Origin of the sequence: Streptomyces sp. NPDC059224, from assembly GCF_042754285.1 — a bacterium.
Taxonomy (GTDB): Bacteria; Actinomycetota; Actinomycetes; order Streptomycetales; family Streptomycetaceae; genus Streptomyces.
The window spans coordinates 67343-81193 of sequence record NZ_JBHZAN010000012.1 but is presented as its reverse complement, the minus strand read 5'-3'; the positions used below and the strand labels follow the sequence as shown (position 1 = coordinate 81193).

The window sequence follows — 13851 nt, the reverse complement described above, 5'->3', positions numbered from 1 at the left end:
CCCATGAGCAAAGATCCTACGGGTGGGAGGCACGTGGCCGCAGGGGCCTCGTGCGAGGGAATCGTGAACCGGCGCAATCCCGTTGCGCCCGTGAAAGGCCGTCCGGCTAAGGTCACACCGAATGTGCCGGGCCTGCGAGGAGGACGAACGTGCGCCTGAGTCTGACCGTCGTCGACCCGGTCGGCGGTGCCACCGCCGACGTCGTGCTCGACGCCGATCCCGAGTCGACGGTCGGTGACGTGGCCCGGGAACTGGCCCGGCAGGTCGGTCCCGGCTACCCGGACAGCGGCGAGGTCGCGCAGGTCATACCCATCGGGACGCCGAGGGGGACCTCGGTCGTCCAGGCCACCGGTCCTCTCGCCTACGTCGACGGCTACGCCCTCGACCCCGCCGCCACCGTCGTCGGCTCGCCGCTGCGCGACGGTGTCGTGGTCAGCCTGCACGACCCGTCCGGGTGCGTGCTCGGTGAGCCCACCGGGATCGTGGAGTTCCGGGTGGCGGGCGGTCCCGCGGCCGGCGCCGTGCACCGGCTCGGTGTCGGGCGGTACGACATCGGCACCGGCGCCGCCTCCCATCTCCGTGTCGAGGACCCGGAGTTGGCCGCCCGCGCCGCCACCCTCACCATCGCCATCGACGGTACCTGCAAGGTGCGTGCGCACGGCGACGGTGCCCGGCTGGACGGGGAGGAGTTCGACGGCGAGGGCGACTGGCCCCTCGGCTCCCAACTGGTCCTCGGCAACAGCCTGTTGGAGATCACCGGGTACGTCCCGCCCAACGCCGCCCTCAAGTGGTCCGACGACGGCGCCGGGCTCGACTACAACCGGCCCCCGCGGCTGCGCCCCGCCGAGCACCAGACGCACTTCTCGCTCCCGAACCCGCCCGGTGACTACGAGGCCCGCCCGCTGCCATGGCTGATGGCGCTGCTGCCGCTCGTGGGTGCCGTCGTCTCGGTGATGATGTTCGGGCGCTGGTACTACCTGATCATGGCCGTGATGAGCCCGGTCATGCTGTTCGGCAACTACTTCATGGACAAGAAGCACGGGCGCAAGTCCCATGCCAAGCAGCTCAAGGAGTACAAGGAGCACAAGGGACGGATCGAGGACGACGCCCAGGACGCCCTGAAGACCGAGCGGAGCGACCGGCGGGCCGCCGTGCCCGACCCCGCCGCGGTGCTGACGTACGGCACCGGGCCCCGGACGCGGCTGTGGGAACGGCGGCGGACCGACGCCGACCATCTGCTGATCCGCTTCGGCACCGGGCGCGTGCCCTCCGAGGTCGAGCTCGACGACCCCGAGCAGGACGAGCACAAGCGCAAGGTCCGCTGGTACATCGAGGACGCCCCGGTCGCCCTGTCGCTGCGCGACCTCGGGGTCGTCGGCGTCGCCGGGCCGGGTGACGCGGCGCATGCGCTGGGGCGTTGGGCCGTCGCCCAGACCGCCGTCCTGCACAGCCCGATGGACGTGCAGTTCTACGTCCTCACCGACAACGACGCCGGCACCCGCTGGGACTGGGTGCGCTGGCTGCCGCATTCCCGGCCCGGCGGCGGCCAGGACGTGAACGTCCTGATCGGCACCGACTCGGAGACCGTCGCCGCCCGTGTCGGCGAGCTCACCCAGCTCCTCGACGGCCGGCAGAAGGCCCTTCAGCAGGGCGGGCGCAGCAAGACCGACGGCCCCGCCTTCTCCGATCCGGACGTCGTGATCGTGTGGGACGGGTCGCGGCGGCTGCGGTCCATGCCGGGTGTGGTGCGGCTGCTGAAGGAAGGGCCCGGGGTGGCCCTGCGCTCCATCTGTCTCGACGAGGAGGAGCGTTTCCTGCCGGGCGAGTGCCAGGGCGTCGTCGTCGCCGAGCCGGTGGCGGCCGAGGCCGCGCCGGCGACGGCCGTGGCGCAGCAGGCGGCCGGCGGCTTCCCCTCGTTCCAGGCCTGGCATCCGCAGGCGCAGCAGGGCCACCAGGGCGCCGAACAGGCGCCGCAGGACCTGCGGTTGCGGTTGCGGGTCGAGCAGAGCGGGGCGCTGCGCAAGCGTGACGTACGGCCCGACTTCGTCTCCCCCGCCTGGTGCGCCCGGCTCGCCCGCTCGCTCTCCCCGCTGCGGGACATCAGCGGCGAGGCCGAGGACTCGGCGCTGCCCGCCGCCAGCCGGCTGCTCGACGTGCTCCAGCTGGAGCCGCCGAGCCGGGACGCGATAGCCGCGCGCTGGCGGATGGGCGGGCAGTCGACGATGGCGGTCATCGGGGAGTCGTACGACGGCCCGTTCGGCATCGACCTCAGGCGCGACGGACCGCACGGACTGATCGCCGGTACCACCGGTTCCGGCAAGTCCGAGCTGCTCCAGACCATCGTGGCCGCGCTGGCGGTGGCGAACACGCCGGAGAACATGACCTTCGTGCTCGTCGACTACAAGGGTGGTTCGGCGTTCAAGGACTGCGTGAAGCTGCCGCACACGGTGGGCATGGTCACCGACCTCGACGCCCACCTCGTGGAGCGGGCGCTGGAGTCGCTGGGCGCCGAGCTGAAGCGCCGTGAGCACATCCTCGCCGCGGCCGACGCCAAGGACATCGAGGACTACCAGGACCTGGTGCGCCGCAACCCCGCGCACCCGCCCGTCCCCCGGCTCCTCATCGTCATCGACGAGTTCGCGTCCATGGTGCGGGACCTGCCCGACTTCGTCACGGGTCTGGTGAACATCGCCCAGCGAGGGCGGTCCCTCGGGATCCACCTGCTGCTGGCCACGCAGCGGCCCTCCGGTGTGGTGTCCCCGGAGATCCGCGCCAACACCAACCTCCGGATCGCGCTCCGGGTGACCGACGCGGGCGAGTCGACCGACGTCATCGACGCGCCCGACGCCGGGCACATCGCGAAGAGCACCCCGGGACGGGCGTACGTCCGGCTCGGGCACGCCTCGCTGATTCCGTTCCAGTCCGGCCGGGTCGGCGGACGGCGGCCCGGTGCGGCCGACCCGGCGACCCTCGCGCCCTGGGCCGGGGCGCTGTCCTGGCAGGACCTCGGACGGGCGGCGCTGCGCAAGCCAAAGTCCGAGGCCAGGGAGGACGACGAGATCACGGACCTGAAGGTGCTGGTGGACGCCGTGCGCGAGGCCAACACCGCGCTGGCCATCCCGGCCCAGCACTCGCCGTGGCTGCCCGCGCTCGACGACATGCTGCTGCTGGAGGACGTGCCGGCCGTGCAGGCGCAGGGCGCGCTGCCCGCCGCCCCGTACGGTGTCGAGGACCTGCCCGGCGACCAGGCCCGCCGTGCGGTGGCCGTCGATTTCGCGAGCTTCGGGCACCTCATCGTCGCCGGTGCCCCGCGCACCGGACGCTCCCAGGTGCTGCGCACCATCGCGGGGTCGCTGGCCCGCACCAACTCCTGTGCGGACGTCCACCTGTACGGCATCGACTGCGGCAACGGCGCGCTCAACGCGCTGACCCGGCTGCCGCACTGCGGTGCGGTCGTCGGCCGTAACCAGACCGAGCGTGTCGAGCGGCTCATGGCCCGTCTCTCCGGCGAACTGAGCCGCCGTCAGGAGCTGCTGGCGGAGAAGGGGTTCGCGGACATCGGCGAGCAGCGGGGGGCCGTGCCGGAGGCGGAGCGGCTGCCGCACATCGTGCTGCTCCTGGACCGCTGGGAGGGCTGGCTGCCGACCCTCGGCGAGCTGAACCACGGTGATCTCACCGACCAGATCATGGTGATGATGCGCGAGGGCGCGAGCGTCGGCATCCATCTCGTCCTCACCGGTGACCGGCAGATCCTGGCGGGCCGCATCTCGTCGCTGACCGAGGACAAGTACGGTCTGCGGCTCGCCGACCGCGCCGACTTCTCCATGCTGGACATCAACTCCCGCAAGGTGCCGGAGGAGATCCCGCCCGGCCGCGCCTTCCGCAGCGAGACCGCCGCCGAGACCCAGTTCGCGCTGCTGTCCGAGGACACCACCGGGCAGGGACAGGCCGCCGCGATCGTCGCGATCGGCGAGGCGGCGCAGGCCCGGGACGGCCAGGTACCGCGTTCCCGGCGCCCGTTCCGGGTGGACGTGCTGCCCGGCCGGATCTCCTTCGAGGACGCCTGGGCGATGCGGGACCCGGCCGCGGCGGCCTCTCCGCTGTGGGCCCTGGTGGGCGTCGGCGGCGACGAACTGACCGCTTTCGGGCCGGACCTGGCGCAGGGTGTCCCGGCGTTCGTGATCGGTGGTCCCGCCAAGTCGGGCCGGTCCACGGCTTTGTTGGGCTTCGCCCGGTCCTACCTGGCCAACGGCGTCCGGATCGTCGTCGCCGCGCCCCGGATGTCCCCGCTTCGTGAACTCGAGGGCCAGGAAGGTGTGCTGAAGGTCTTCACCGGGCGGGACATCGACGAGGACGAGCTGACCGAGGTCATCGCGTCGGCGTCGCCGGCCGAGCCGGTCGTCGTCCTGGTCGACGACGCCGAGGTGCTGGACGACTGCGACGCCGAGGACGTCTTCAAGCGGATCGTGGAGAGCGGGGCCGAGGAGGGGCTCGCCGTGGTCATCGCCGGTGACGAGGACGAGATCTGCGACGGCTTCTCCGGCTGGCAGGTCGACGCGAAGAAGGCCCGGCGGGGCATCCTGCTCTCCCCGCAGGAGTCCGGCTCCGGCGAGCTGATCGGCATCCGGACGACCCGCAACATGGTCGGCGGACCCGTCACCCCCGGCAAGGGCATGCTGCACCTGGGCAGTGGGGAGCACGTCACGGTGACCACCCCGCAGTAGCCGTACGGCGGTCGGGCGGGGGCTCAGTCCCCCGCCTTCGTCATGACCGCCGTCGGGTTCCCCTCCGCCGAGCTGTCCGAGGTGTAGACCAGCTCGCCGTCCTTGGGGGTCAGGTAGACCGTGGTGGGGTCCGGGTCGCAGCCGTCGTGGTTGCCCTCGACGCCCTTCGATGTGGCGACCAGCTTGTCGGCGGTGACCGACTTCAGGGTGAGGAGGTCGGTACAGACCCCGCCCAGCTGGTCGGTCTGGCGCAGGCGGCCCAGCTCCGCCCCGGTCTTGGCCTGTTGCACGGTGACGCGGAAGGTGCCGACGGGCAGGTTGCCGTCCAGGGCGGTGGCCGGGCCCTCCCAGGTGCCCAGGTAGGCGGCCGGGATCGGCCCGCCGCCCGACGGGGACGGCGGAGAGGACGACGAGGACGACGAGGACGACGATGCAGACGACGACGCGGATCTCGAGGGCGGCGTGGCGGCCGCGCCGTTGTCGCTGTCCCGGCCGCCGCCGTCGCCAAGGTACGGCTTCAGCAGGACCCCCGCCCCGACGGTCACCACGGCCAGCGCCCCGGCCACCGCGAGCGCGACCGTACAGCTCACCCGGCGGCCGCGACCGCCCTCCCCGGCCGGTACGGCGGTCGCGGCGAGGCTCACCGAGACCTTCCCCGGGGGTACGGCGTCACGCGGCTCCGGCACCGCCGCGGACGGCACCGCCGCGGGCGGCACCGCCGGGGGCGGCCCGAACACGCCCGCCGTCACCGGGACACCCGCGGGAACGTCGGCGGCGGCCCCCGTGGCGGCGGGCGCGGCCGTGTCGTCCGCCGAAGGCGCGCTGAACTGCGCCGGCCCAAGGGCCGGTACCGCCGCCTCCGTGACCTCCAGGTTCAGCACCTCCACCGCGCTCCGGCTGACCCGCTCCACCAGCCCTCCCGGCAGCCATCCGCCGGCCATCAGCCGCGCCGCCCCGTCCGGGGCCAGCCGCCTGGCCACCTCGCCGGGGGCCGGGCGCGCGCCCGCCTCCTTCACCAGGCAGGCCTCGGCGACCTCGCGCAGCTCACCGCTGAGCGAGCCGAGTTCGGGCTCCTCGTGGACGACCTTGTAGAGGAGGGCGGCCGACGAGTCGCCGGGGAAGGGCGGTGCGCCGTTGGCCGCGTACGCCAGCACCGCGCCGAAGGAGAAGACGTCCGCGGCGCCCGTGACGCCCTTGCCGAGGATCTGCTCGGGTGACATGTATCCCGGGGAGCCGATGGAGACGCCCGACGACGTCAGCGAGGCGGTGCCGTCCGTGGCCCGCGCGATGCCGAAGTCGATCAGCAGCGGGCCGTCGAGGGTCAGCAGTACGTTGGACGGCTTCACGTCCCGGTGCACCAGGCCCAGTTCGTGCACGGCGGCGAGCGCCTCGGCGAGGCCCGCGCCCAGCGCCCGTACCGTGCGCGCGGGCAGCGGGCCGCCGTCCGTCACGGCGGCCGTGAGTGACGGGCCCGCCGCATAGGCCGTGGCGACCCAGGGCACCGGCGCGTCCGGGTCGGCGTCCAGGACGGGGGCCGTCCAGGCGCCGCCGACCCGCCGGGCCGCGTCCACCTCGCGGCGGAAGCGGGCCCGGAACTCCTCGTCCAGGGCGAAGTGCGGATGCACGATCTTCACCGCGACGCTCCGGCCGCCGGCCGAACGGCCCAGATAGACGCGGCCCATACCGCCGGAGCCGAGCCGGCCGAGCAGCCGGTACGGCCCGACAACCGTAGGTTCGTCACCCGCGAGCGGCTGCATGTCCCCACCCCCCAGTCAGTCCGGGCAGCAGCCTATTGCCTGTCAGGCCTGAAGCAGATCGACCTTCACATCCGCCGCGAATCCGGTCGTCGGTCCGACCCGGCGGGCGAACTCCGCGACGGCGGCCAGCTGCGGCGGGCCGAAGCTGAAGTCGAGGGTGGTGAAGTACTGGGCCAGGGTCGCCTCGTCGAAGGCCTCCCAGCGGGCGGCCTGTTCGGCGACCTTGGCGACCTCCTCCAGGGAGAGGTTGCGGGAGTCCAGGAAGGCGCCGTGGACCTCGCGGGTGAGGTGCGGCTCGCGCTCCAGGTAGTCCCGGCGTGCCGCCCAGACGGCGAAGACGAACGGCAGTCCCGTCCACTCCTTCCACAGCGCGCCGAGGTCGTGCACCTGGAGGCCGTACTGGGGGGCGTCCAGCAGGTTGGCGCGCAGCGCCGCGTCGCCGATCAGCACCGCCGCCTCCGCCTCCTGCATCATCAGGCTGAGATCGGGCGGGCAGGTGTAGTAGTCGGGCTGGACGCCGTAGCGGTCGGCGAGCAGCAGCTGGGCCAGCCGGACCGAGGTGCGCGAGGTCGAGCCGAGGGCTACCCGGCGGCCGTCCAGCTGGTCCAGCGGGACCTGCGAGACGATCACGCAGGACATCACCGGGCCGTCGCAGCCGACGGCGATGTCCGGGAAGGCGACCAGGTCGCCGGCGTTGCGCAGGAACTCGACGAGGGTGATGGGCCCGATGTCGAGGTCGCCGCGCACCAACTGCTCGCTGAGCTTCTCAGGGGTGTCCTTGGTCAGCTCGAAGTCGAGGAGGGTGCCGGTTCTCGCGAGCCCCCAGTAGAGGGGCAGGCAGTTCAGGAACTGGATGTGGCCGACGCGCGGCCGGGTGCGAGAATTGTCCACATCGCGACAGTAGACCCCATGAGGTACGGTGCTGAGACCGCCCCTGACGTCAACCCATTTGCGAGGCCGTTCAAACGTCCGGGTGACGTGATCTTGGCCTCTGTTGCTTTCGGCTGCCCACATGCTAGGCTCGCCGCAAGTTGCAGTTTGGTTTCCCTTGCAGTACAGAGCCTGCGGAGCATGTAACCGCGGGCTCTCGTCGTTTTCAGACGTATGCAGTTGTGCGGCACTTAGTTTGTTTTCACACTTGCAGGTTCTGGAGCAGGGCGACCCTTTTGAGCCCAAGGAGGGCTTATGGCTACCGGAACCGTTAAGTGGTTCAACGCCGAAAAGGGCTTTGGCTTCATTGCCCAGGAGGGCGGCGGCCCGGACGTCTTCGTTCACTACTCCGCGATCAACGCGAGCGGCTTCCGCTCGCTCGAGGAGAACCAGCAGGTGAGCTTCGACGTCACGCAGGGTCCGAAGGGCCCGCAGGCGGAGAACGTCACCCCCGTCTGATCTCACCGATCCAGACACCCCAGAGTCTGATCTCAGACTGAGTGCAGTACCCAAGGAGCCCCGCGCCTTCCGGCGACGGGGCTCCTGCCCTTTTCCCGAGGAAATCCAGGGGAAGGTTTCCCCTGAGAACTCCACGGCGAAGCGGGCGGCGCGGACGGCGGTACCTCACCCGCCGTGGAGCCGTTCCCTCAGCAGCTCCCGCATGGTCAGCGGTTCGCGGCCGAGCAGCTTCGCCAGGGCCGGGTCGGGGGTCGCGAACTCGTTCTCGCGGGCCGCGGTGAAGATGCTCAGGAGCTGACCGGCGGTCTCGGCCGGGAGGCCGCCGGCCACCAGGTGGGCGCGGAAGCCGTCGTCGGACACGGTGGTCCTGGTGAGGGTGCGGCCGGTGAGTTCGGCCGCGACGGCGGTCAGGTCGGCGAAGGTCAGCGCCTCGGGGGCGGTGAGCGGGGGCGTCGGACCCTCGAAGCGGCCCTCGTCGGCGAGGATCACGGCGGCCGCCTCCGCCAGGTCCGCGTGGGCCGTCCAGCAGAACGGGCCGTCGGCGGGCAGCGCGACCTCCCCGGACTCCAGGCCCTGGGCGAGGAAGTGAAGCCCACTGGCCGCGTGGAAGCCGTTGCGGAGGGAGGTCCAGGCGACGCCCGAGGCGGCCAGGGCCTCCTCCGTGGCCGCGTGGTCGCGGCAGGCCTGGAAACGGGAGGTGGGGCTCGCGCCCATCTGGGCGGTGTAGACGATACGGCGGGCGCCTGCCGCGACGGCCGCGTCGACCGCGGTGCGGTGCTGCCGTACGGTCTCCTCACCCATCCGGTCGACGGAGACGATCAGGATCTGGGACGCGCCCTCGAAGGCGTGCGCCAGCCCGGCCGGCTCGGTGAAGCTGCCCTGGCGCACCCGCACTCCCCGGTCCGCGAGGGACCGGGCCTTGTGCGGGTCGCGGACGCTGACGCCCACCCGCTCGGCCGGTACGCGGTCCAGCAGCCGCTCCACGATCTGGCCGCCGAGCTGCCCGGTGGCTCCGGTCACGATGATCACGGTGATCCCCCAAGAGGTGTTATCGATGGAAACGTTTTTAGCGTAGCACCGATATTAACGGTGGAATCAAGTACGCGATATCGTTGATCCCATGGCCTCCGGATCACCTGACAGGACCCCCTCGGACACCCGGCAGCGCGTCATCGACGCCGCGATCGGGCTGCTGGAGCGCGACGGGCGGGACGCCGTCACCACGCGGGCGGTCGCCGTCGCGGCGGGTCTGCAGCCCCCGGCCCTCTACCGGCTCTTCGGCGACAAGGAGGGACTGCTGGACGCGGTGGCCGAGTACGGCTTCGCCACGTTCCTCGCGAGCAAGCGCGTCGTCCCGGACCCCGAGGACCCGATCCAGGACCTGCGCGACGGCTGGGACCTGGCGGTCCAGTTCGGTCTGGAGAACCCGGCGCTCTACTCCCTGATGTACGGCGACGCCACGCGCGGCGACTCGGCCGCCTTCCAGACCGGGCTCGGGATCCTGCGGGGGCGGGTGCGGCGCCTCGCCGTCGGCGGCCGGCTCCGGGTCGGCGAGACCCTGGCGGCCAACGTCATCCACGCCACGGCCCGGGGCGCCGTCCTCACCTGGCTGTCGATGCCGGAGTCCGAGCGCGACCCGGCCCTGCTGACGACCCTCCGCGAGGCCATGGTCACGGCCATCACCGACGAGAAACCGGCCGTCCGCACCGCGGGCCCGGCCGGCGCCGCCCGGGCCCTGCGCGCCGGCCTCACCGACCGGACCCCCCTCAGCCCCGCGGAACGGCACCTCCTGACGGAGTGGCTGGACCGCCTGGCCGACGACGCGTAGGGCCTCTCGGCGGGGCCGGGTCACCCCTCCTTGGCGTAGAGGCCCTCGATCTCCGTCGCGAAGTCCTTCATGACCGCCTCGCGGCGGAGTTTCATGGAGGGCGTCAGGTGTCCGGCCGCCTCGGTGAAGTCGACGGGGAGCATCGTGAAGCGGCGGATGGACTCGGGGCGGGAGACCAGCTTGTTGGCCTCGTCCACGGCCCGTTGCAGGATCGCCTGCAACTCCAGGTCGTCCAGGAGCAGTTCCGGCGGGACGGGGTGCTTGCCGTTCATCTGGCGCCAGTGGGTCAGGCCGTCCCGGTCGAGGGTGATCAGCGCGCTGACGTAGGGCAGTCCGTCGCCGACCAGCATCACCTGGGAGATCAGCGGGTGGGAGCGGAGCCAGTTCTCCAGCGGGGCGGGGGCCACCGACTTGCCGCCGGCCGTGATCAGCATCTCCTTCTTGCGGCCGGTGATGGTGAGGTAGCCCTCGTCGTCGAGTTCGCCGATGTCGCCGGTGGCCAGCCAGCCGTCCCGGGTCGCCGGGACGACCCCGCCGGCCTGCGGGTCCCAGTAGCCGCGCAGCACGTGGTCGCCGGCGAGCAGGATCTCGCCGTCGGAGGCGATCCGGACCTTGGTGCCGGGCATCGGCCAGCCGACCGTGCCCAGCCGGGGTTTGAGCGGCGGGGTGACCGTGGAGGCGGCGGTGGTCTCGGTCAGGCCGTAGCCCTCGTAGATCTCGATGCCGGCGCCGGCGTAGAACGCGGCGAGGCGGCGGCCCAGCGGGGAGCCGCCGCAGATGATGTGGCGGACCCGGCCGCCCATGGCGGTGCGGATACGGCGGTAGACCAGCGGGTCGTAGAAGGCGCGGGCGGTCCTCAGGGCGCGGCCGGGGCCGGTGCCGGTGCCGGTCTGCTCGGCCTCCAGGGCCTCGCCGTAGCGCTGGGCGACCCCGGTGGCCCGGTCGAAGACCGCGACCCGGCCGCCCGCCTCCGCCTTCGCCCGGGCGGAGTTGAAGACCTTCTCCAGCATGTAGGGGATGGTGAGCAGACAGGTCGGCTTGAAGGCGGCCAGGTCCGGGAGCAGGTCCTCGGCCTTGAGGCTCGGGGCGTGGCCGAGCCGGACCCGGGCGCGGATGCAGGCGATCGCCACCATCCGCCCGAAGACGTGGGACATGGGCAGGAAGAGGAGGATGGAGACCTCCTCGTCCCTGCGCGCCTTGAAGATCGGGTAGAGGAGTTCGATCGCGTTGTCGACCTCGGCGAAGAAGTTGCCGTGCGAGAGGGCGCAGCCCTTGGGGCGGCCGGTGGTGCCCGAGGTGTAGATGAGGGTGGCGATGGTGTCGGGGCCCAGCATGCCCCGGCGTACGCCCACTTCGGCGTCCTGGAGGTGGGCGCCCGCCTCCGCGAGCCGGTCCACGTGCCCCTTCTCCATCACCCACAGGTGGCGCAGATCGGGCAGCCGGTCCAGTTCGGGGCCGAGCGCGGCGGCCTGTGCGGAGCTCTCGGTGACCAGGGCGACCGCGCCCGAGTCGTGCAGGATCCAGCGGGTCTGGAAGACCGACGAGGTCGGGTAGACCGGGACGGTCACCAGGCCCGCCGCCCAGGCGCCGAAGTCGAGCAGCGTCCACTCGTACGTCGTCCGGGCCATGATGGCGATCCGGTCGCCCGGCATCAGCCCTTCCGCGATCAGGCCTTTGGCCACCGCCAGCACCTGCGCGGCGAACTCGGCGGCGGTCACCTGCTCCCAACGGCCCTCGCCCGTCGCCGGCTTGCGGCTGAGCACGATCGTGCCGGGGCCGGCCTCCGCGTTCTCGAAAGGCAGGTCGGCGAGAGAGCCGTGCCGCACGGGCGGCGCGAACGGCGGTACGGAGGCCTCCCGCACCACGCCGTCCAGCCGCTGCACGAGGGGCTCGATCAGGATCGGCTGCCCGTCGTAGTCCGTGGCCTGGATCGCGGCGCCCGGGGAGACCCGCGCGGCGTGCTGGAAAGACGAAGTGGACACGGGGCGGCTCCTCGGGCGTGCAGCGGTGAACTGCTTGCTGCATCACGTACGTGCCTCGTGCGGCGAGGCGTTCACCGGCGCCGGGCCCGGGCAGAGGGTTACCGGCGGTTAGGTCTGGAGATCGTACGGGGCCGCTGTGGCGGGGGTGTGGGGTTTCGGGGATGGTCCGGGGCCGGGCCTGTGCAATCCCGGAGGTTACGTGAGGGTCTCTCACGTTTGGCCCCACTTCCGTACCTTGCCCCCTGTGACATAGACTTACCTCCGGTAACCTTACTCCAGAGTCAGCAGTAGGACGATGCGGGGGACGCACATGACGGAGATCGTCCTCGGCGGCCCGCCCGCTCTCGGACCCCTGCTCGCGCGGGGCGCGCTGCGCTCGCCCTTCAAGAGGCCGGCCGCCGGCGCCTCCTTCCCCCGCGCCCGGTTCGTGCTCCCGGCCGTCCGCGCCGACCTCGGCAGGCTCGCCGCCTACGAGCGCGTCTGCGGATTCGCCACCGGTGACGACGGGCTCCCCGTCACCTATCCGCACGTCCTCGGATTCCCGCTGGCCATGCGGCTGATGAGCGAGCGCGAGTTCCCGCTGCCCCTGCTGGGGCTCGTGCACACCTCCGTCGAGATCACCCGGTACGCGGCGATGCCGGCCGACGCGGCGTACGAGCTCTCCGTCCATGTCGCCGGACTGACGCCGCACCGGCGGGGGACCGAGGCGGCCGTCGTCACCGAGGTACGGAACGGGGAGAGCCTCGTGTGGCGCTCGCGCAGCGGCTATCTGGCACGGCACCGGAGCGCGCGGTCGACGGAGGCCGCCCGAAAGGAGCGGGTGCCGCTGCCCACGGCCGCCGAGTGGCGGATCGCCGCCGATGTCGGGCGCCGGTACGGGGCCGCCTCGGGGGACCGCAATCCCATCCACCTCCACCCGCTCACCGCCCGGCTCTTCGGGTTCCCCCGGGCCGTCGCGCACGGCATGTGGACCGCGGCCCGGTGCCTGGCCGCCCACGGGGTGCCCGAACGCGCCCGGGTGACAGCGGAGTTCCGGGCGCCGGTGCTGCTGCCCGGCACGGTGGCGTACGCGGCGGACGGCTCCGGACGGTTCGAGCTGCGGGGCCCGGAGCGGGTGCACGTCGAGGGACGGGTGCTGCCGCTCTAGTCCGCGACCGGCGGCACCCACGGGCGGCCGCCCATCAGGTCGCCGAGGCCGGCCCAGGCAAAGTTCATCAGGGTCGTCGCCGCCTCTCGCGCGGTGACACCGGGAGTGAGGTTCGCCCAGGCGGCGAGGGACTCGGCGGCGCCGACCAGGGCCTCGGCCAGCCCCGCCACCTCACGCTCGGGCAGGTCGGGATCGCGGCGCGCCTCGCGGGCGGCGACCACGATGAGCTGGGTCACGAACGCCACGATCTCGGTGCGCATGGCGGCGACCTCGGAGGCGAACCGCTCGCCGTGCGTTCGCGCCTGCAGATGCAGCACGGACCAGCCGTCGGGGTGTTCGGCGGTGTGCGCGAAGAACGCCTGGAGCCCGTCCCAGAGCTGGCGGTCGGCAGGCAGGCCCGGGCGGACGCCGCTGCGGACCGCCTCGGTGAGCGCCTGCGCCTCACGGCGGATGCACGCCGTGAACAGGTCGTCCTTGGAGTTGAGGTACAGATACACCAACGGCTTGGAGACACCGGCGAGTTCGGCGATCTCGTCCATCGACGCGGCCATGTAGCCGCGCTGCCCGAAGATCCGCACGGCGGCGTCCAGCATCTGCTGCTCCCGGACCGCCCGCGGCATGCGCTTGGTCTTCACGGCACCCATGGGCAAAGCCTACGGGGGCCGGACGCGCGGGAGCCCTCAGGAAGAGGTCTGGGCCCGTCCCCGCTGCTGGGCCGCCTCGTCGACGGCCTCGTCCTCCTGGCTGCGGCTGGCCTCGATGTTGGCCTTCATCCGGTCGACCCGCTGCGAGACCTGGACCGACGCGCGGTCCCGTTCCTTGCGCAGCACGATGAAACTGATCGGCGCCGACAGGACCAGGGAGAGCAGCAGGACCCACAGGAGGTTGGAGTCGCCGAAGCCGCGCGGGAACGCGCCGGCGTAGACCAGGCCCCAGACGACCAGGAGGCAGCCCGCGAAGATCCCGAGGCGCATCAGCGTGTAGCGGAGCATCTCAATCCAGTCTTCCGATGACGAAAAGGGGC

At 72.3% G+C, this 13851-nt stretch carries 10 protein-coding genes; 4 read left to right on the top strand and 6 right to left on the bottom strand.

Translation table 11 applies throughout. The features are described 5' to 3' along the window. The first annotated feature begins 149 nt into the window (after nucleotides 1-149). Nucleotides 150-4724: an FtsK/SpoIIIE domain-containing protein gene (locus ACFXI4_RS14705; RefSeq protein ID WP_384990437.1), complete on the top strand. Its 4575-nt coding sequence runs from the start codon at nucleotides 150-152 to the stop codon at nucleotides 4722-4724. Nucleotides 4725-4747: 23 nt separating this feature from the next. Here ACFXI4_RS14705 and ACFXI4_RS14700 read toward each other — a convergent pair whose 3' ends face one another. Continuing rightward, complete coding sequence (locus tag ACFXI4_RS14700) at nucleotides 4748-6481, bottom strand: serine/threonine-protein kinase (RefSeq protein WP_384990435.1); 1734 nt, start codon at nucleotides 6479-6481, stop codon at nucleotides 4748-4750. A 42-nt stretch (nucleotides 6482-6523) separates the two neighbouring features. After that, complete coding sequence (locus tag ACFXI4_RS14695; RefSeq protein WP_362728980.1) at nucleotides 6524-7372, bottom strand: menaquinone biosynthesis protein; 849 nt, start codon at nucleotides 7370-7372, stop codon at nucleotides 6524-6526. A gap of 294 nt (nucleotides 7373-7666) precedes the next feature. Here ACFXI4_RS14695 and ACFXI4_RS14690 point away from each other — a divergent pair, with 294 nt between their 5' ends. Next, nucleotides 7667-7870 carry a cold-shock protein gene (locus ACFXI4_RS14690; RefSeq protein WP_003992177.1) on the top strand — a complete coding sequence of 68 codons (204 nt, stop codon included), beginning with the start codon at nucleotides 7667-7669 and terminating at the stop codon, nucleotides 7868-7870. A gap of 165 nt (nucleotides 7871-8035) precedes the next feature. Here ACFXI4_RS14690 and ACFXI4_RS14685 read toward each other — a convergent pair whose 3' ends face one another. Beyond that, nucleotides 8036-8899: an NAD(P)H-binding protein gene (locus ACFXI4_RS14685; RefSeq protein ID WP_362728978.1), complete on the bottom strand. Its 864-nt coding sequence runs from the start codon at nucleotides 8897-8899 to the stop codon at nucleotides 8036-8038. 91 nt (nucleotides 8900-8990) lie between these two features. Between ACFXI4_RS14685 and ACFXI4_RS14680 the strand changes: the two genes are divergently transcribed. Further along, nucleotides 8991-9698: a TetR/AcrR family transcriptional regulator gene (locus tag ACFXI4_RS14680; RefSeq protein ID WP_384990431.1), complete on the top strand. Its 708-nt coding sequence runs from the start codon at nucleotides 8991-8993 to the stop codon at nucleotides 9696-9698. Nucleotides 9699-9718: 20 nt separating this feature from the next. On the opposite strand, the gene ACFXI4_RS14675 is transcribed toward ACFXI4_RS14680, so the two are convergent. Then, nucleotides 9719-11629 (bottom strand): AMP-dependent synthetase/ligase, encoded by a 1911-nt coding sequence (locus tag ACFXI4_RS14675; RefSeq protein WP_384990707.1) that lies wholly within the window; start codon nucleotides 11627-11629, stop codon nucleotides 9719-9721. A 361-nt stretch (nucleotides 11630-11990) separates the two neighbouring features. On the opposite strand from ACFXI4_RS14675, the gene ACFXI4_RS14670 reads away from it, so the two are divergent. Further along, a complete protein-coding gene (locus ACFXI4_RS14670; RefSeq protein WP_384990428.1) occupies nucleotides 11991-12827 on the top strand; it encodes a MaoC/PaaZ C-terminal domain-containing protein in 837 nt (278 codons plus the stop codon). Here ACFXI4_RS14670 and ACFXI4_RS14665 read toward each other — a convergent pair. Continuing rightward, entirely contained in the window at nucleotides 12824-13471 is a 648-nt protein-coding gene (locus ACFXI4_RS14665) for a TetR/AcrR family transcriptional regulator (RefSeq protein WP_384990425.1), read from the bottom strand. The two genes, ACFXI4_RS14670 and ACFXI4_RS14665, sit on opposite strands and share 4 nt — an antisense overlap. A gap of 36 nt (nucleotides 13472-13507) precedes the next feature. After that, nucleotides 13508-13819: a DUF4229 domain-containing protein gene (locus ACFXI4_RS14660; RefSeq protein WP_384990422.1), complete on the bottom strand. Its 312-nt coding sequence runs from the start codon at nucleotides 13817-13819 to the stop codon at nucleotides 13508-13510. Nucleotides 13820-13851 lie beyond the last annotated feature (32 nt).

Coding starts and splice junctions, on each gene's coding strand:
- ACFXI4_RS14690 (WP_003992177.1), top strand. CDS start 7,667: ATGGCTACCGGAACCGTTAAGTGGTTCAACGCCGAAAAGGGCTTTGGC.
- ACFXI4_RS14700 (WP_384990435.1), bottom strand. CDS start 6,481: ATGCAGCCGCTCGCGGGTGACGAACCTACGGTTGTCGGGCCGTACCGG.
- ACFXI4_RS14680 (WP_384990431.1), top strand. CDS start 8,991: ATGGCCTCCGGATCACCTGACAGGACCCCCTCGGACACCCGGCAGCGC.
- ACFXI4_RS14660 (WP_384990422.1), bottom strand. CDS start 13,819: ATGCTCCGCTACACGCTGATGCGCCTCGGGATCTTCGCGGGCTGCCTC.
- ACFXI4_RS14670 (WP_384990428.1), top strand. CDS start 11,991: ATGACGGAGATCGTCCTCGGCGGCCCGCCCGCTCTCGGACCCCTGCTC.
- ACFXI4_RS14665 (WP_384990425.1), bottom strand. CDS start 13,471: ATGGGTGCCGTGAAGACCAAGCGCATGCCGCGGGCGGTCCGGGAGCAG.